17 protein-coding genes are annotated in these 18,419 nt (G+C 63.7%); 6 read left to right on the forward strand and 11 right to left on the reverse strand.

Annotated elements, in window-relative coordinates:
• Positions 1-5 precede the first annotated feature (5 nt).
• From egtD to F3N42_RS08830, 3 genes are read right to left on the reverse strand one after another with little or no spacing between them, the layout of a single operon-like run.
• The gene (gene egtD, locus F3N42_RS08820) at positions 6-1,013 is read right to left on the reverse strand and encodes an L-histidine N(alpha)-methyltransferase (protein WP_191621318.1); all 1,008 of its coding nucleotides are present in this window, start codon (positions 1,011-1,013) and stop codon (positions 6-8) included.
• A 20-nt stretch (positions 1,014-1,033) separates the two neighbouring features.
• Positions 1,034-1,948 carry a cation diffusion facilitator family transporter gene (locus F3N42_RS08825; protein WP_150864063.1) on the reverse strand — a complete coding sequence of 305 codons (915 nt, stop codon included), beginning with the start codon at positions 1,946-1,948 and terminating at the stop codon, positions 1,034-1,036.
• A 12-nt stretch (positions 1,949-1,960) separates the two neighbouring features.
• A complete protein-coding gene (locus F3N42_RS08830) occupies positions 1,961-2,248 on the reverse strand; it encodes a TMEM165/GDT1 family protein (protein ID WP_150864064.1) in 288 nt (95 codons plus the stop codon).
• A 116-nt stretch (positions 2,249-2,364) separates the two neighbouring features.
• Between F3N42_RS08830 and F3N42_RS08835 the strand changes: the two genes are divergently transcribed.
• Positions 2,365-3,297 (forward strand): branched-chain amino acid transaminase, encoded by a 933-nt coding sequence (locus F3N42_RS08835; protein ID WP_150864065.1) that lies wholly within the window; start codon positions 2,365-2,367, stop codon positions 3,295-3,297.
• 674 nt (positions 3,298-3,971) lie between these two features.
• On the opposite strand, the gene F3N42_RS08840 is transcribed toward F3N42_RS08835, so the two are convergent.
• Together F3N42_RS08840 and F3N42_RS08845 are read right to left on the reverse strand one after the other, a co-directional pair.
• On the reverse strand, positions 3,972-4,541 hold the full coding sequence (locus F3N42_RS08840) for a hypothetical protein (protein WP_150864066.1): 570 nt from the start codon (positions 4,539-4,541) through the stop codon (positions 3,972-3,974).
• Between the two features lie 9 nt (positions 4,542-4,550).
• On the reverse strand, positions 4,551-5,387 hold the full coding sequence (locus F3N42_RS08845; protein ID WP_150864067.1) for an NYN domain-containing protein: 837 nt from the start codon (positions 5,385-5,387) through the stop codon (positions 4,551-4,553).
• 61 nt (positions 5,388-5,448) lie between these two features.
• Here F3N42_RS08845 and F3N42_RS08850 point away from each other — a divergent pair, with 61 nt between their 5' ends.
• Entirely contained in the window at positions 5,449-6,444 is a 996-nt protein-coding gene (locus tag F3N42_RS08850; protein WP_150864068.1) for a serine/threonine protein kinase, read from the forward strand.
• An 83-nt stretch (positions 6,445-6,527) separates the two neighbouring features.
• On the opposite strand, the gene F3N42_RS08855 is transcribed toward F3N42_RS08850, so the two are convergent.
• Entirely contained in the window at positions 6,528-6,761 is a 234-nt protein-coding gene (locus F3N42_RS08855; protein ID WP_150864069.1) for a SlyX family protein, read from the reverse strand.
• Positions 6,762-6,775: 14 nt separating this feature from the next.
• Positions 6,776-7,201, reverse strand: a complete 426-nt coding sequence (locus F3N42_RS08860; protein WP_150864070.1) for a VOC family protein — start codon at positions 7,199-7,201, stop codon at positions 6,776-6,778.
• 102 nt (positions 7,202-7,303) lie between these two features.
• Here F3N42_RS08860 and F3N42_RS08865 point away from each other — a divergent pair, with 102 nt between their 5' ends.
• The 4 genes from F3N42_RS08865 (at position 7,304) to F3N42_RS08880 (ending at position 12,618) form a co-directional block, all read left to right on the forward strand.
• On the forward strand, positions 7,304-8,851 hold the full coding sequence (locus tag F3N42_RS08865) for a phospholipase D family protein (RefSeq protein ID WP_150864071.1): 1,548 nt from the start codon (positions 7,304-7,306) through the stop codon (positions 8,849-8,851).
• 9 nt (positions 8,852-8,860) lie between these two features.
• Entirely contained in the window at positions 8,861-10,966 is a 2,106-nt protein-coding gene (locus F3N42_RS08870; RefSeq protein WP_224784828.1) for a prolyl oligopeptidase family serine peptidase, read from the forward strand.
• Between the two features lie 396 nt (positions 10,967-11,362).
• A complete protein-coding gene (locus tag F3N42_RS08875) occupies positions 11,363-11,746 on the forward strand; it encodes a hypothetical protein (protein WP_150864072.1) in 384 nt (127 codons plus the stop codon).
• Entirely contained in the window at positions 11,743-12,618 is an 876-nt protein-coding gene (locus tag F3N42_RS08880) for a peptidylprolyl isomerase (protein WP_150864073.1), read from the forward strand. The genes F3N42_RS08875 and F3N42_RS08880 overlap by 4 nt, the downstream gene beginning before the upstream one ends.
• A 3-nt stretch (positions 12,619-12,621) precedes the next feature.
• Here F3N42_RS08880 and F3N42_RS08885 read toward each other — a convergent pair whose 3' ends face one another.
• From F3N42_RS08885 to F3N42_RS08900, 4 genes are all read right to left on the reverse strand, one after another.
• Positions 12,622-14,406: a KAP family P-loop NTPase fold protein gene (locus F3N42_RS08885; RefSeq protein ID WP_150864074.1), complete on the reverse strand. Its 1,785-nt coding sequence runs from the start codon at positions 14,404-14,406 to the stop codon at positions 12,622-12,624.
• On the reverse strand, positions 14,403-15,044 hold the full coding sequence (locus tag F3N42_RS08890; RefSeq protein ID WP_150864075.1) for a winged helix-turn-helix domain-containing protein: 642 nt from the start codon (positions 15,042-15,044) through the stop codon (positions 14,403-14,405). Before F3N42_RS08890 ends, F3N42_RS08885 begins: the two co-directional genes overlap by 4 nt.
• Positions 15,045-15,699: 655 nt before the next feature.
• Positions 15,700-17,490: an ABC transporter transmembrane domain-containing protein gene (locus F3N42_RS08895; protein WP_150864076.1), complete on the reverse strand. Its 1,791-nt coding sequence runs from the start codon at positions 17,488-17,490 to the stop codon at positions 15,700-15,702.
• Between the two features lie 59 nt (positions 17,491-17,549).
• Positions 17,550-18,386 carry a DUF3014 domain-containing protein gene (locus F3N42_RS08900; protein ID WP_191621319.1) on the reverse strand — a complete coding sequence of 279 codons (837 nt, stop codon included), beginning with the start codon at positions 18,384-18,386 and terminating at the stop codon, positions 17,550-17,552.
• Positions 18,387-18,419: the final 33 nt, after the last annotated feature.

Raw genomic sequence — 18,419 nt, forward strand, 5'->3', positions numbered from 1 at the left:
ACGGTTTAGCCTGCCGGCGGCCCGTTCTTCAATGTCGACCCCCGGTCACCGGTCAAGGGCACCCAGAGCTGGTCGGTGAACCAGCCGCGGCGGTCGCGGAAATCCGCAGCCACGCGAAAACCGGACCGCGTTGACAGGTCGGCGATCATCGCGTCGTCATACTTCTGGGAAATCTCCATGAACACGCGTTCACCCTGGGCGAATGTGAAGTCGCGTTCCAATGCCGCGATCGGGACGCGCTGGTCACGCAGGCTGCGCAGCCAGCTGCGCGCCGCCCCGGTCGCCGGGTCATATTCCGGCGCGTGCTCAAAACCCGCCGGGTCAAACTCGCCGCCAAGCTCGTGGTTGATGCGCGCAAGCAGGTTCAGGTTGAACGCCGCCGTCACGCCGGCCGCGTCATTGTAGGCCGCGCGGATAATCGCCGGGTCCTTCTTCAGGTCCAGCCCGATCAACAGGGCGTCCCGCGGCCCCATGGCGCGGCGGAGAAGCGACAGGAAGCCGACCGCGCCCTCGTCACCAAAATTGCCCAGGTTTGAGCCCATGAACGCGAACACCCGTCGTTGCTCACCCGGCACCAGGTCTTCAAGCCAGGCCATGTAATTAACCGCCATTGGGCGCAGTTCCAGCCACGGCCGGCCCGGCCGCAGGCGCCCGGCCAGCTGGTCCAGCACCGCCGCGGAAATATCGACCGGGCGATAGGAAAAATCCGCGCCGTTGGCCTGCAGGGCGTCCAGCAAGTAGCGGATCTTGCTGCCATCGCCGGAACCCAACTCAACCAGCTCAAACGGCTCATCGGTCGCCATCGCGGTGGCCATGGGCTCGCCCTGCTCGCGCAGGATCTCAAGCTCGCAGTCGGTCAGGTAATACTCCGGCGACGCCATGATGGCCTGGAACAGTTCGTCCCCACGTTCATCATAGAAATAGCGCGACATCAGGCGTTTTGGCGTGGCCGAGAGCCCGGCCAGCACGTCACGCGCGAATGCGCTGTCATTCAATACGTCCGAATCGTTCAAGAGGCCCCCCCGAACCCGGTTCATTCCGCGCAGTGTGTCGCCTGGTGACAATCGTCAACCCGCGCGACGTGCTCCACCTGCAGCGTGGCGTGATGAATTCCGAAGCGCTCGGCCAGGCCCGAGGTCACTTCGTGGATAAAGCCGTCATCCCGCGGCACCGGGTCCATGACCAGGTGCGCGGTCAGGGCCGTATCGGTCGTGCTCATGCCCCAGATATGCAGGTCGTGCAGGTCGACCACGCCCGGCCGGTCGCGCAACCAGTCACGCACGGCGCCGGGGTCGATATCCCGTGGCACGCCGTCCACGGCCAGGTTCAGCGAGTCGCGCAGCAGGCCCCAGGTCGACAGGAAGATCACCACGGCGATGGCCAGGCTGATGACCGGATCCACCCAGTGCCAGCTGAAGGCCAGGATCAGGCCACCCGAAATCACCACGCCCACCGACACCACGGCGTCCGCGGCCATGTGCAGGAACGCGCCCCGGATGTTCAGGTCGTGATCATTGCCGGAAATGAACATCAGCGCCGTCAGCGTGTTGATGATGACGCCAATTGCAGCCACGACCACGATGGTCAGGCCCGCGGGGGCCGCCGGGGCCATTATCCGCTGCACCGCCTCCCAGGCGATCGCGCCCACCGCGCCCAGCAGCAGCATGGCGCTGCCCAGGCTGGCCAGGATGGTCGCGCGGGAGTACCCATAAGTGCGCCGCAGTGAGGGCGTCCGCTCTGCCAGCGCATTCGCGCCCCAGGCCAGCAGCAGGCCGAGCACGTCACCCAGGTTGTGCCCAGCGTCGGTGAGCAGCGCCAGCGAATCGGCCTTCCAGCCGAACCAGGCCTCGACGGCGACAAATACCAGGTTCAGCGATACGCCGATGGCAAACGCCCGGTTGTAGTCGGGCGCGTGATGATGGTGATGATGCGCGGTGGCGCGATTCATGCCGGACGTGGCTCAGGCGCCGCCGTGGATGGCCTGCCACAGCACCCAGGCGCCGATGACGATAAATCCGGAGCCGGCCAGCAGGGACATGATCCGCGGATTAATCACCTCGGACAGCACCGCGCCCGCCGCCACGCCGATCGCCGAGGTCAGCACCAGTGCCGCCGCAGCGCCAAGGAAAACCGTCCAGCGGCTGACATCACGGTCGGCCGCGAACAGCATGGTCACCAGCTGTGTCTTGTCCGCCATTTCGGCGATAAAGACACTGGCGAAAACAGTGGCGAGCAGTTTCCATTCCATCTCGTTGCAGCTCCCTCGATTGATGCCGTCATTGTACGCAATCGTGCCCCGCGCCGATTGATTCGTCCGCCATGCGCGCCGATACTTCACCTTTCTTCCCCGCTGCGGAATGTTCCATGAGCGATACGCTGAAAGTCTGGTTTAACGGCGCCCTGCGCGACCTCGAAGAATGCAATGTCAGCATTCGATCCCACGCCCTGCATTACGGCTCCTCCGTGTTCGAGGGCGTCCGCGTGTATCGCACCCATCGCGGCCCCTGCGCATTCCGCCTGAACGACCACCTGAAACGCTTCTTCTGGTCGGCCAGCATCTATCGCATCCCCATGAAGTATTCGTTCGAGGCGATTCACGAAGCCTGCATGGCCACTGTACGCGCCAATGGTTACGAGTCCGCATACCTGCGGCCGGTCGCGTTTCGCGGCGACTGCGGCCTGGGCGTGATGCCGGGTGACATGAACGTGGTCGAGACCGCCATCATTCCCGCCGAATGGGGCACATACCTGGGTGAAGGTGTGCTCGAGCGCGGCGTCGAGGTCTGCGTCAGCTCGTGGCAACGCGTGGCGCCCAACACCATCCCTGCCGGCGCCAAGGCGGGCGGCAACTACCTGTCCAGCTTCCTGATCGTCACCGAGGCGAAGGACCGCGGGTTCACCGAGGGCATCGCCCTGGGCGCCGACGGCCTGGTCAGTGAGGGTTCCGGCGAGAACGTGTTTGTCATCAACGACGGCCGAATCCTGACGCCGCCGGTATCCGCCTCGATCCTGGGCGGCATCACCCGCGACACGGCCATCAAGCTGGCGCGCAAGCTGGGCTATGAGCTGGTCGAGCAGTCCATCTCCCGCGAGCAGCTGTACGCCGCCGACGAGATTTTCTTTACCGGCACCGCCGTGGAGATCACCCCCGTACGCAAGGTCGACCACCTGCTGATCGGTGACGGCACCCGCGGCCCGGTCACGACCGCGGTACAGGACGCCTTCTTCGGCCTGTTCGACGGCCGTACCGAGGATGAGTGGGGCTGGCTGGAGCCGGTCGGCAGCAACGCCGACTGAATTCGGCGACAATTCCCGCCCCGGCTGACAATTTTTGTCACCGGGGCAACACAAAACGGCAACTTTCCGGTTTTCCGCGCACCAACCGCCCCTGCCCCAAAATGGCGCATCGCCCTGTTTTAGCACGTTTTTAGCCCTAACCACGCATTGTGGCACACTTATTGCTTTAAACCTATCCGCTAGGCACCGAAGCCTGACCAACGACAGGCAACGGTACTTAAAAGCTGAAGGGAAGAGGCTGTTTCCCGTAAACACGGCTCCTTGGTTGCTGAGCCCGCCACGCAGGCTATCCGCTGGTCTGCAGGCACACGGGATAAAACAAACATCTTGTCTGTGGAAAGGAATCCGCAAGTCAGTAACGCGGAAGCAGAGAAGGGGTAGCCACCCGACAGTCGCCCCGAATTTTGGTTTTAGCTTGGGGGAAGTCGAGGTCGGACGGTAAGGGGATCGTCTGTAGATCACGGCCTAGGGGAAACGTGGAGTGAGATGCCAGTCGTAACTCCACGATTTGGAAAAGACCCGCGGATGCCGGGTCTTTTCTTTTTTTGGGGGCAGGAAAGGCTTCAGTGCGGGTTCAGGGGCGTTCTTTGGCTGGGAGCGTGCCGCTCTTATCTGGTGTGGTCGATCAATTGCGCGAACTTCGCGAAATTTTCTTGGCTGCGGAGCCCTGGGGGTCAGGAGATCGGGCGGCCGATGAAGGTCAGGCCGCAGATGAGGATGCCAAGCGCGATGACCGTGATGGTGACGTGCACGGCGGGGCGGCGGCTGACCAGGCCGGCCACCAGCAGCACCAGGCCCAGGCCGCGCAGCAGGTTCAGCCAGGAGTAGCGCGCGTGTTCCAGCAGCAGGTACTCACTGACCAGGGACAGTGTCGTCGACAACGCCAGGAGCCCGAACAGGATGCTGTGGCGTCGGTAATAGTAGAAACGCATATCGAATCGCTCGTCCGAGCGCTCGGGGATCTCCGGCACGCTGACGTGGCTGGCCAGGTACAGCAGGATCGGCACCGACAACAACAGCAGCAACTGCGCCACGCTCCAGCTGGGCTGGTCGCGGTAGGCCCAGAGCATGAACCAGCTGTTGACGTGCATGACGAAAATGAACGCCAGCCAGCATGAATGGATCCAGTACGGCTTGATGTGGTCACGTGACTCGATCATCTGGCCCACGCTGCGCACCAGCAGGGTCACGCCCAGGCCGGCGATGACCACGTAGAACCCGACGATGAACTCGAACAGGCTCATTACCCGTCCTCAGTCACCCTGGTAGTCGGTGATGATGTAACCGCCGGATTTGGGGTCGTGCTCCATCTTCAGCAGCTTGCGCTTCTCCATTTCCTGCAGCAGGTCGCTGAATGAACGAAAGCCGTGGTAGCTCTCGCTGAACGAAGGCTTACGGCGTTTCAGCGCCTGCTTGACCATCGAGCCCCAGACATTGGACTCCTCGCCACGCTCGCTGACCAGGTCATCGATGGTCTCCAGCACCTGGTCGAAGGCTTCCTGTGCGCGCTCCTCCGCGGGCTTGCCGCCACCGGACTTGCCGCCACCGTTGCCCGCGGCCCTGGCCTCGCCGGCGTCCTTCTTCGATGCCGATTTCTTCTTCGGCTTGCGGCGCTCGGCCTTGCGGACGATGTCCTCGTAGAAAATGAACTCGTCGCAATTGGAAATCAGCAGGTCAGACGTCGAACCCTTCACGCCAATGCCGATGACCAGCTTGTTGTTCTCGCGCAGCTTGGAGACCAGCGGCGAGAAATCCGAGTCGCCGGAAATGATCACGAAGGTATCGACGTGCTCCTTTGTGTAACACAGGTCCAGCGCGTCGACGACCATGCGGATATCGGCCGAATTCTTGCCCGACATGCGCCGGTGCGGGATGTCGATCAACTCGAACGACGCCTCGTGCATGTCGTTCTTGAAGTCCTTGTAGCGCTCCCAGTCGCAGTAGGCCTTCTTGACCACGATGTTGCCCTTCACCAGCAAGCGCTCAAGCACCTCGTCAATGTTGAAGCGGGCGTAACGGGCATCGCGGACGCCCAAGGCAATGTTTTCGAAGTCGCAGTAAAGGGCAAGGCTGTTGGTGCTGTCGCTCATTAAGTAGGGCCAGGTGGGATTCGGCCTCATTCTACGGGATAAATGGGTATAGGATGCGGGCATGGACAATGCCAGCGACAACGCGCCGTACTACGAACTGGGCCCGGACACGGTTATCCACGCCGTGGAATCGACCGGCCGTTTCAGCGACGGCCGCCTGCTGGCGCTGAACAGCTACGAGAACCGCGTTTACCAGGTGGGCATGGAAGAAGGCCCGCCGCTGGTGGCCAAGTTCTACCGCCCCGGCCGCTGGACCGACGCGCAGATCCTGGAGGAACACGCCTTCGCGCTGGAACTGGCCGACGCCGATATCCCCATGGTTCCGCCGATGGTCATCGACGGCGGAACGCTGTTCCGACACGACGGCTTCCGCTTCGCCCTGTTCGAGCGTCGCGGCGGCCACGCGCCCGAGCTCGATGATCGCGAAACCCGTATCTGGCTCGGCCGATTCATGGCGCGTATCCACGCCGTCGGCGCGTCGAAACCCTTCGCCGAGCGCCCCGCGCTGACCCCGGCGCGCTTTGGCCGCGACTCTCTCGACGCGCTGATGTCCGGCCAGTGGCTGCCAATGCACCTGGAAACCGCTTTCTCCAGCCTGGGCGAAGACCTGATGACCGGCATCGAGGCCGCCTGGGAACGCGCCGGCAGCTTTCGCAGCATCCGCCTGCACGGCGACTGCCACGTTGGCAATATCCTGTGGCGCGACGGCCCGTTTTTTGTCGACCTGGACGACTGCCAGTCTGGCCCCGCCGTGCAGGACCTGTGGATGTTCCTGTCCGGCGAACGCGACGAGATGGAAACCCAGCTCAAAGACCTGGTTCAGGGCTACCGCGAGTTCCACGACTTCGACCTGCGCGAACTGAACCTGGTCGAGGCCCTGCGCACCCTGCGCATGCTCCATCACGCCGCCTGGCTCGCACGGCGCTGGGAAGACCCGGCCTTCCCCATCGCCTTCCCCTGGTTCGACGACCCGCGTTACTGGGAAAACCTGGTGCTGGGCCTGCGCGAGCAACTCGGCCGCCTGGCGGAACCGCCCCTCGAGATTCGGGAGTGGTGAAGAGGGAGGTGTAAGGAGGGAGGAGTAAGGATTGAGGTGATCCTAAACGTCACCTGTCACGCGTCACGCGTCACGTGTCACCATCAATAATGCGGTGGCACCTCGTCCGCCGGATCACTGCCGCCACCGGCGCCGGAATCACGCAGGTCGTCCAGTCGGCGTGCCATCGCTTCAACAGCGCGTTTCAGGGCGCTAATTTCGCGGTCCTGGCGGGCCACCGTGTCGTCGAGTTGCTGGTGGGTGGCCTCGGCAAATGCGAGCTGGCTTTCCAGTTCTTCGACGCGGGCGGTGAGTGCGGTGAGGTCGGGCAGGCTCATCGTGATGGCTCGGCTCAGTCGCCGTCGGTCACGTCGGGCAGTTCCGCCGGCGGCTCCCAGAGCTCGACGCGGTTGCCGTCGGGGTCGACGAACCAGCCGAAGCGGCCGAAGTCGGCTTCTTCGCGCTCGGGCAGGACTTCGCCGCCGGCCAGGGCCACGCGGCGCAGGGCCTTGTCCAGGTCGTCGACGACCAGGTTGAACATGAAGCCCTGCGAGGCATTGCCGAAATATTCGGTGTCGGCCGCGAAAACGCTCCAGACGGTGAACGAGTTGGGGGGCATGTCGTCCGGCGCGAAGCTGGTGCCGCGGGTGTCGCCCCAGGATTCCACCGAGATGCCCAGCGCGGTCTTGTACCAGTCGCCCAGTTTGGCCGGGTCCGGCGAGCGGAAAAACACGCCGCCCACGCCAATCGCCCGGCCTTCCTTGTTGTTGTCCGCCATGCCTGTCGCCTGTCGTGAATTCGAAGCGCACATGATACCGCAGCCGGCCAGGCGGGCCGGTGTGCTACGCTCCGGCCGAGACCGTTTCGCAACCTGATCCCCATGCATGCATTTCGAAGTTTTCCCATTGCGCTTCTCGCCCTGCTGCTTGGCGCCTGCGCCAGCCTGCCGGAGGACCTGAAGCAGGTGCCTTCGCAGGCCTGGCCACAGCCCGCAAATACCGCCCTTGGCCGGTATTTTGACCAGGCCGGGCCCACCGACCAGGGCAAGTCCGGCGTGGTGGCGCTGCCTCACCCGCGGCATGCTTTCATGGCCCGTTACGCGCTGGCGGCGCAGGCCGAGCACACGCTGGACATGCAGTACTACCTGTGGAAGGGCGATACCGCCGGTGAACTGCTGTTGCTGCAGGCCCTGGCCGCCGCGGACCGCGGTGTCCAGGTGCGCCTGCTGATCGATGACATCTACCACCATGGCCGTGACCAGGTTTATGCCACGATCGACCGGCACCCCAATGTGCAGGTGCGCGTGTTCAACCCGATTCCCAACCGCGGCCTGGCCCGCAACCTGGGTTTCGCGGCGCACAAGTCGAAGCTGAACCATCGCATGCACAACAAGATCTTCCTGGTCGACAACGCCGCGGCGATCCTGGGCGGGCGAAACATCGGCGATGACTATTTCGGCGTCGACCCCAAGCTGAACTTTAACGACCTGGATGCACTGGCCGTGGGCCCCGTTGCCCGGCAGGCCGGCGATGCCTTTGACCTGTACTGGAATAACCACCACGCCGTGCCCGTCGGGGTGCTCTACGAAGAAGACGCGATCGCACCCGGCGCGCTGGACGCACTGCGGGAACGGCTGGAAACCGCCCAGGCCGGGCACCTGGACACCATGCCCTACCAGGTACCGCTCGAAGGCGATGAGCTGTACCTGCACCTGGACGAACTGTCTGCCAGGCTGACCTGGGCGCCGGCGCGCGTGGTGGTCGACCCGGTGTCGAAGTTCGAGGGCAGCGGCGCATCGGCGCTGGCCGACCTGGTCACCGAACTCTCCAAGCAGGCCAGTGAGCAGGTCACGGTACAGACGGCCTACCTGATTCCTTCGGACGAAGGCATCGCCATGGCCAGGGATATGCACGCGCGCGGTGTCCGCATCCGCATGATGACCAACTCCATGCAATCCAATAACCACCTGAGCGTGCACGCGTTCTACATGAAATATCGCAAGGAGATTATCGAGTCCGGTGTCGAACTGTACGAACTGCGCGCCGACAGTGAACTGCTCGAATTCCTGAAGGAATCGGAGGACGATATCGCCAGTTCGCATGCCGGGCTGCACACCAAGGCCTTCGTCGTCGACCGGCAAACCAGTGTTATCGGCTCCTACAACATGGATCCGCGCTCAAGGGTCTGGAACTCGGAGATCGCCCTGGTGGTGGAAGGCGAGGCCTTCGCCGACACCGTGCTGGACATCATGAACAGAACCTTCGAGCCCGGTAACGCGTACCGCCTGACCGTCGAGGACGGCGACCTGCTGTGGACCATCGACACCCCGGACGGCCAGCAGACCTGGGACAAGGATCCGGGTTCGACCGCCTGGCGCCGGTTCCTGGCCCGCATCACCGGCTGGATTCCCATTGAAAACGAACTCTAGGCCCGAACCATGACTTCCATTTCCCGCACGCTGGCCAGCCTGCTGGCGCTGACCCTGGGCAGCTTGCCCGTCATCAACCACGCCATGGACACCTCCACCGTGAACACCGACGACCCGTACCTGTGGCTCGAGGACATCGAGGGCGAAAAGGCCCTGGACTGGGCCCGCGCGCAGAATGAGAAAAGTCTGGCCGAGCTCGAAGCCCGGCCGGAATTCCAGCCGCTGTTTGAGAAGAACCTGGCGGTCTACGACTCCCAGGACCGGTACCCGAGCCCGTCCATCCGCGGCGAGCACATCTACAATTTCTGGCGCGACGCCGAGCACGAGCGCGGGCTGTGGCGACGCACCACCTTCGATGAATACCGCAAGGCCGAGCCGGCGTGGGAGATCCTGATCGACCTGGACGCGCTGGCCGAGGCTGAAGGGGAGAACTGGGTCTGGGCCGGTTCCAGCTGCCTGCAGCCCGGCTACGAGCGCTGCCTGGTTTCGCTGTCACGCGGCGGCGCCGATGCCTCCGTCACCCGCGAGTTCGACCTCCCCAGCAAGACCTTTGTCGACGACGGCTTCCAGCTGCCAGAAGCCAAGGGCTTCGCCAGCTTCATGGATCGCGACACGGTGATGGTCAGCACCGACTTCGGGCCCGGCTCGATGACCGAGTCCGGCTACCCGCGCATCGCCAAGCTGTGGCGGCGCGGCACGCCGTTGGAGCAGGCCGAGGTCATCCACGAAGGCCAGGCGAGCGACATTGGCGTCTGGGCCTACCAGGTCCATACCCCGGAACGGGTCTACCCAATGGTGCAGGTGGCGCCCACCTTCTTCAGCCAGAAGACCTACCTGTTTGGCGACGACGGGCTCAAGGCAATCCCCATCCCGGCGGATGCGAACATCGAGACCATCTTCCGCAACCAGCTGCTGGTGTCGCTGAAGTCCGACTGGACCCGCGACGGCAAGACCTGGTCCCAGGGCGCACTGGTCTCCATCGACCTGGATGACCTGCTGGCCGGCGAGGGCACGGTGCAGCCGGTGGTGTTGCCAGACGCACGCTCTGCCATCGATGGTGTGGCACGAATTCGCGACCGTGTGCTGGTGAACCGCATGACCGATGTCCGCAGCCGTCTCACCGAGCACCGCCTGGTCGACGGCCAGTGGAAAGAACGCGATGTGGACGCGCCCACCATGGGCCAGATCAACATCGTGTCCACCAGCGACGACAGCAATCACTGGTTCTTCAGTTACACGGACTTCCTCACCCCCACGTCGCTGTTCGAGGCCGGCACCGCGGAGGCGCCGGTCAGGCTGAAAGAGCTGCCAGCCTTCTTCAATGCCGACCCGTTCGAGGTCAGCCAGCACTTCACCCGGTCCGCGGACGGCACGCGCGTGCCGTATTTCATGGTGGCCCGCAAAGACCTGGACCTGAATGCCAGCAACCCGACCCTGATCTGGGCCTACGGCGGCTTCGAAGTGTCACAGACGCCCAACTACTCGGCCACCATCGGCATGGACTGGCTCGAACAGGGTGGTGTCTACGTGGTCGCCAACATCCGTGGCGGCGGCGAGTACGGCCCGGCCTGGCACCAGGCCGCGCAGCGCGAGAACCGGCAGAAGTCCTACGATGACTTCTATGCCGTGGCCGAAGACCTGATCGCCAGGAAGGTCACATCCCCCGCCCACCTGGGCATCCGCGGCGGCAGCGGCGGCGGCCTGCTGGTGGGCATGCTGTTCACGCAGCGCCCCGAGTTGTTCAACGCCGTGGTCTGCCAGGTACCGCTGCTCGACATGTGGCGCTTCGACAAGCTGCTGGCCGGCGCCAGCTGGGTGGAAGAATACGGCGACCCGGACAACCCGGACGACTGGGCCTGGCTGCAGAACTATTCGCCGTACCACAACCTGGACGCGGACAAGGACTACCCGCGCGTCTTCTTCACGACTTCGACGCGCGACGACCGCGTCCACCCAGCGCACGCGCGCAAGATGGTCGCGAAGATGAACGACATGGGGCTGCCGAACCTGTACTACGAGAACATCGAGGGCGGGCATGGCGGCGCGGCCAATAACCGGCAGTCGGCGCGGGTACAGGCGCTCATCTACACCTACCTGCTCCACGAGCTCCGCTGAACGTGACGCCGCTTCGGGCCGGGCTGTGTGTGGCCTGGACCAGGGCACGCTGTGAATACATCCCTGTACGCTTATCAGCGACATCCTTGTCGCCGATAGCCCTGGTCCAGGCCACATACAGCCCGGCAAGCGGCGTCATCGCGACGCGTGGCGTGCGGCATGCGAGGTGGCGCGTGGCATGCGAGGGGTGAGGGCTGTGGCGGGGCTTTGGGAGACTATCGCCGGCAGGGATGCCGGCGATAAGCGTACAAGGACGTATTCACAGCGTGTCTCCCAAAGCCCCGCCGCAGCCCTCAGCCCGCCACGCAGGCTACGCACCACCCCGGGAAGATGTTGCCTTGCCGGCCGTTTGCCCCCACATCGTGAACATTCGCCCATTCAGTAAAGGTTAGAGACATGGAACAGATGCAGGACATCCAGATGGACCTGGCGCAGCTTTGCCGCGAGGACATTTTCACCGACAGCCGCGTTGGCAGCGTGCGCCGGCTGACGCCGGTAACGGCCGACGGCGATGACGACGCCTCGCGCCCGGTGCAGTATTTCGGCAGCACCCAGATCATGACCCCCGCGGGCGCGCTGCCGCTGAACTTCGAGCTGCCCGGCGATTCGCTGCAGTCCGCGATCGAGGGTTTTGGTGATGCCGCCCGCGAAGCGGTTGAGCGCACCATGGAGGAGCTGAAGGAAATGCAGCGCGAAGCAGCTTCTCAGATCGTCGTGCCCAAGGGCGGCGAAGTGCCGGGCGGCTTCGGCGGCCCGGGCGGCGGTATCCAGATGCCGTGAGGCACCGCCTCGCCCTGGCCCTGTTCCTGGCCGCGCTGGCTGTCATGCCGGCCGCGGCCCAGGACGAGCCGACCTGGCGCCGGGTCGACCCCGCCAACCTGGTGTTCATCGGCATGAACGAGGGCCAGGTCGTGCTGGAACTCAACCCGGCATTCGCGCCGGAGACTACGGCGCGGTTCCGCACCCTGGTGGAAAGTGATTTCTACCGTGGCCTCAGCTTCTACCGCGTGATCGATGGCTTCGTCGCCCAGGCCGGTGATGAGAGCGATATTTCCGGCGAGACGCCTGACAAGGGCCTGCCCCCCGAGTTTGAACGCGAGTTCGACCCGGACCTGCCCTGGACCCCGGTCCAGAAGCCTGACCTGTTCGCGCCGGAAACCGGCTTCAGCGATGGTTTCGCCGTGGGCCGGGACGGCAAAACGGTCTGGCTGTCGCATTGTCCGGGCGCGGTCGCCATGGCGCGCGGTAACGAGCCCAACTCCGGCCAGACCGATTTCTATATCGTCATCGGCCAGGCACCGCGCTACCTCGACCGCAACCTGACCATCTTTGCCCGGGTCATCGACGGCATGGACGTGGTCCAGAAGATCCAGCGCGGTGACCGCGACGAGAACGGCATCATCACCAATGAACTCGCACGCAGCCGGATCGGGCGCATGCGCATGGGGTATCAGCTGGAAGAAGACGAGCGGCTGGAATACTACGTCATGAACACCGCGGACGCGGCGTTCAGGGATTACGTGGAGAGCCGGCGTGACCGGCGCCACGAGTTCTTCGACCACCGCCCGCCAAAGGTGCTCGACGTCTGCCAGGTGCCCATTCCCAGCCGCGCAGAAAAAGTCAGCGTGCTGAGCCGGCGCGTGCAGCCGTAAAGACTACTTTTTGCCGTTCGACTCCAGCTCCCATTGCGCGGGCGAGTCACCGATGGCCACCCTGAATAACGCGTTCAGCAGGCCGATGGCTTCCGCCGAGCGCATGTGGGTCATCTTCGAGTAGTCGACGAAGGTATCGCCAAAGCCGGTCATTGACGCTTCCTTGCCAAAGGCCGACCGCGTCAGCGTGATGGCGTCTTCCTTCATCGCCTTCTTGCTCTGCCAGTAAGACTTCAGCCCGGCCTTCACTTTCTCCGGCGCCATCGCAAGGCGGAAGATAAACGGTTGGCCGCGCAGGCTGACCAGCGATGCGATCTGCCGGCCGTCATGCGTCAGCGTGACGAAACGTGCGCCCGAGCGCAGGTAGCGGCACTCACTGCCCAGGTACCACACCGAACGGGTAAACACGCGCTCCAGGAAGGTCTCCACCAGGGTATCGCCATCAACATTGTTCTCGCGCACACGGCGAACGAACCAGTCGCGCGGCCGTTCGCGCTCCGGCTCCACGTCGCGAGGCGCCATGTGCATCAATTCCAGCACCGGCCTGAGTTCAGCGGTATCAATCTGGCCATCGTCGTTGTCATCCAGAAGCCTGAACAGCGTGTCGAAGAACGTTGAAATGCCAATGTGCACACGCTCAGGGTCGACCCCCTGGCCGAACAGCCGCCGCGCACGTGGCAGTTGCTCCAGGTAGGCCCAGTTCTGCAGGCTGGTCACGGTATCGACTGTCGGATCGGCCACGAAATGCGAAAACAGCTCCGGCCAGGCAACCTGCATGCAGGTCAGCGCGTACAACACGCGGGCATCCCTTCGCGATAACGGCTGACCGGTCTTGAGGAAGCGGATGCGCTCCATCAACCGGGCCGCGTTGACGGCACGCTTGATATTCCTGGGGTTGCGGCGAACCGTACATACCGTGATGTCATGGTAGAACGCCCGGGCCTCGGCGTCAGACGTCAGCTCATCGGCGTAGGGATAATCGATGCCCTGCAGCAACCCCGTGACATACCGACCGATCGGGTAGGCCTCGGTGGGCATGACAAACGGCAGCTGGACATAGCGATCGTAGAACGCCTTGCCGTTGACCTGCCCGTCGGCCCCGCTGGTCTGCGCCGCCAGGCCCTGGCGGATGACTTCGTAGTCCAGGGCAATCACGAACACACAGCCGGGCACGTCGGTGAAGTGGCGGATTGACTCCAGCATCCTGACGGCCTCAACAGGCTCGATCCTGTCGAGATCATCGATGAAAACAACCAGTCGACGTTGCACGTCACTCCCGGTCCAGGCGCTGACGATGGCCTGGAATGACGTACGAAAGGCGTCGAGCAATACACAGATATCCTCGGCGAGGACGGTATCAGGCACCGGCCCAGCCGGTTCTGGCGCTTTCCGGTCGGCGCGATGACGCATCACTTCCAGGTGACCTAACGCCGCTGCCAGCGCCTTGCTCATTTCACCCTCGTCAGCACCGGCCTCGAGAAGCACCGCGGCTGATTTGCGCACCAGGGCCCGGATGCTGTCCACCAGTTGATCGCTGCCGCCGGCGAACCGGGCGTAAGGCCAGGTATCCAGGGTGACGACCCTGGATTTGGCGCTGTCGAGCAGGGGCGAAGACCCCACATGCGTACCGCTGAGCATGTTCATCAATGTCGTCTTGCCGACACCCCACTCGCCCTGGATGCCGATGGTCATGGGTGTCTCGCATGACTCGATGACATCGGCCAGCGCCCTGGCATAAGGCGCCAGGTCCAGGCTGTCAGAACCCGTACCCAGGTGGTCTTCGTTCATGTTTTCTCCGGGAGTAGTGGCGATGGGGAGTGCTGCCCCAAGGATAGCCGCAGAACATCATCGCCGACCAGCACCTGGCCCGACGACCGCAGCAACGACAGCAGGCGTTCGTCACCGACTTCAAGCAAACGCTTAAAGCGGTCAGGCCTTAACAGGATCAGCCGCGGCGGTGAACCCAGCGCTGCGACAGCGGGACTGAAGTGCTCTTCGAGCTCCGAGCGGTCAAGTTCCGGTGCCACGATTACCAGGCTCGGCCCTTCTGATGAGTCCCTTGAAATCCAGTAAACCCACTGGGCACGGCGACCCAGCGCGGCGGCGAGTACCCTGACCGAAGGCGGGGGACTGACGCCGTCTCCGGCGCGTGCCTCGACCATCATCATGATGGCCTCGTGAAACGGGTGACCGTTCGCGGCACGGTAGTGAACCTGGTTGCCCACCCGGTGCGAGTTCAGCAACCCGGCATCGACCAGGCGGGACAGCTCACGCTGAACCGAGCCCGTACCGACACCCGCCAGCCTGACGATCTCGGTGGCATAGAAGCTACGCTCCGGCTGACGAAACAACAGTGCCAGCACACGACCGCGCGTGCGCGAAAACATCGCCTGCCAGGCTGACTCGGCTTGATCATTAATTCCCATATAGGGTATGATTATACCTATATTGGGTATTACATCGTATATTCAATAAGTCACAGCCGATTTCTTTTGTGATTTATCCGAAAATCGACAGCCGCGCGCCCTGCGGCAACCCATCACCCTCGGTCATCTGCGACGAAGCGAGTACAGATCCCGGACGGTGAAAGACAATGACAACAAGAGCCCCGCCTGAACGGGGACATTGGGCCGGCACCGCCTGGGTGTCGGCCCTTTTCATTTATAAATCAACTATTTGATAATGATTTTCATTCGCCGGATTGTCGCGGGAAGAATGTTGAGATAAAGCGGCATTTTGTCTGCAGCTTATACTTATTTTAGTTTTCAGCCATTTACACCATCTTATTGGCGAAAAAAGTGGAAAATAGCCAATTTTGCGCTATACTGATTTCGTTCTCGGTTAACGCCGCAGGATGAATGGGGGGAATTTCATACGACTGGCGTCCTGACTTCCCCAGGCGAGGCCAACGGGAGCTCCCTGCGCTCCGGTTGAAGGCGAACCTCGTTGTTAGACCCGATGGGCCTACATGGCTCACAGACAACCGAATTTGAATGATTCACGTGGAATGCCTGCAGGTCCGCTCTGCAGGCCGTGTTATCCATACGTCGCCACCCGCGTGAAGATGGGAAAAAGCCCGGTTTACCGGGCTTTTTCTTTGTCTCCAAACTGGTGCGCCGCCAGGCGGGCATAAAGCGGGTTGTCCCGGATCAGTTCGTCATGCCGGCCCGTGGCCACGATCCTGCCGCCGTCGAATACCACGATCCGGTCTGCGCTCAGTACGGTCGACAGGCGGTGCGCGATCACGATCGTGGTGCGCGTACGCATCAGTTCTCCCAGCGCCGCCTGCACCAGGCGTTCACTCTCGGAGTCCAGCGCACTGGTGGCCTCGTCAAGCAGCAGGATCGGCGGGTCGCGGAGGATCGCACGGGCCAGCGCAATGCGCTGCCTCTGGCCGCCCGAAAGGCGCATGCCGCGCTCACCCAGGAACGTGTCATATTGATCCGGCAGGCCGACAATGAAGTCGTGGGCCGCCGCCGCGATTGCTGCCTGCTCGACTTCGGCATCGGTGGCATCCGGACGCCCCATGCGAATGTTCTCCCGCGCTGATTCGCCGAAAAGCACGGTGTCCTGGGGCACCAGCCCCATTTGCTGGCGTAGCGCCACCGGGTCGAGTTGGCTGATGTCGACGTCGTCGACGGTGATGCGGCCGGCCGCCGGGTCGTAAAAACGCAGTAGCAACTGGAAGCACGTGCTCTTGCCCGCGCCCGATGGGCCGACGAAAGCAACGTTCTCGCCAGCGCGGATATCCAGGTCAATGTCGGACAGCGCCGGGTCATCGGGCCTGGATGGGTAGTTGAAAGACACCTGTTCAAAGCGGATGCGGCCATCGACACGCCCAGGCAGGGCCAACGGCTGCTCCGGCGCGGCGATCGCCGGCCGCGCACCCAGGAGTTCGGCCAGCCGCTCCATGGCGCCCGCCCCTCGCTGAATATCGCCCCACAACTCACTGAGCGCGGCGGCGGAGGCGCCAACGAACACGGAATACATCAGGAATTGCGCCAGCTGTCCCCCGGTCATTTCATCGGCCAGCACGGCGCGCGAACCCATCCACAGGATCAAAGTGATGGCGCCGAACACCAGGACAAAGCCCAGCGCCGTTAAACCCGCACGCATCCGGATCCGTCGCACCGAGGCCCGAAAACTGTCCGCCACCGCGGCGCCGAACCGTTGCTCCTGGTTGTCCTCCAGCGTGAAGGCCTGGACCGTCTGGATCGCATTCAGCGTCTCACCGGCGATGCCGCTGGTATCTGCAACGCGGTCCTGCGCGTCCCTGGACAACCCGCGGATTCGCCGCCCGACCAGGATCAGCGGCAGCACCACGGCGGGGATGCCCACCAGGATGTACAAGGTCAGCTGCAGGCTGGTCAGCATCAACATGATCAAGCCACCGGCCAGGTTCAGCATTGAGCGCAGCGCGATCGACAGGCTGACACCGGAAATACTCTGCACCAGCGTGGTATCGGCGGTCAGACGGGAAAGCACTTCACCGGTTCGCGTGACTTCGAAAAACGTCGGGTCCATGCGCACGACGCGACGGTACACCGCGTCGCGGAGATCGGCGACCACGCGTTCACCCAGCCACGACACCAGGTAGAAACGTAGCGCGGCGAAACCGCCAAAGGCCACGGCCGCGGCAAAAAACCAGCCGAAATAGCGATTGACGAGCGCGGCGTTGTTGGCGACAAAGCCATTATCGATCAGGAATCGAAGGGCTACGGGCAGCGCCAGCATTGCGACCGATGCCAACAGCAGCGCTGCCAACGCGGCCAGCAGGACGCCCCGGTAGGGGCGGATAAACGGCACCAGGGCGCGCAGCGGTCTCAGCGAATCGGCCTTCGGCCGATCGTGGTTTTCAGTCGGTGGGGGCATTGAAAGCAGATGGGGCCGACACCGGCCCGAGTCAATCGCCGCGGCAGGATTTCAGCGCATCAGCGCCCGGCGTCATTCTCCGCGACCGCGACCTGCGCCCTGAACTCAGCGAGCCAGGCTTTGACCTGCGCTTCGTTCTCCGGGCCCAGCCGCATCATCATCTTCTGGCCGGCGGACAGGCGCTCCAGGTCTTCGCTCACGAATTCGTAGACGGCCTCGTTCTGGCGCAGCTCGGGGACGCCCGAGAGCGCCGGCGCGCCGGCCAAGTGATCGATAACCTGCACCAGGCGGTCGTTGAAGTAGGCATCGGGATAGCCCTGGTCGCGGTAAGCCTGCTGGAACAGGGGGTAATAGCGCCGGTACAGGCCGGCCACCTGCTCCGGGCCCAGCCCCAGCAACAGGTCGACATAGGGCTGGTAGCGCTCCGCGTTCTGCGGGCTGAGCGCCGCCTGGTCGCCTTCGCCCAGCACCTTGAAGCGGCCGGGCACCGGCTCCACCGGCCGCATGGGCTGCGCCACGCGCGCGCTGTCGAGCGCATCGACGGTGGCGACGATACGGCTGACGAGCTGGTCGGTCACCAGCCAGTCGGTGAGCGCTTCGCCCCCGAGCGCGGTGGCCTCGGCAACCATCGTGTCATCACTTGCGCCCAGTGGCGGCAGCGGTACTTCCGGTTCAGCTTCGACGGTCTCAGGTTCATCCAGTACGGTGGGTTGTTCGTCGGTCACCGGGGGCTCAATGGGATGGCGAACTTCCGGTGGCGTAGCCTGCTCGGGTAGCGGTGCCGAGGGCAGCACCTGTGCCTGCTCCAGCGCGCGCTGGTCTTCGCGCGCGGACAGGAACCACGCCAGCACCACCGCGATCGCGACCAGAATGACCCCAGTGATGACCTTGCCCATGACGCCTGCCCCTGTATGTTGAAACCCAGTGTG

This window comes from Marinihelvus fidelis (assembly GCF_008725655.1).
GTDB classification, from domain to species: Bacteria; Pseudomonadota; Gammaproteobacteria; order Xanthomonadales; family SZUA-36; genus Marinihelvus; species Marinihelvus fidelis.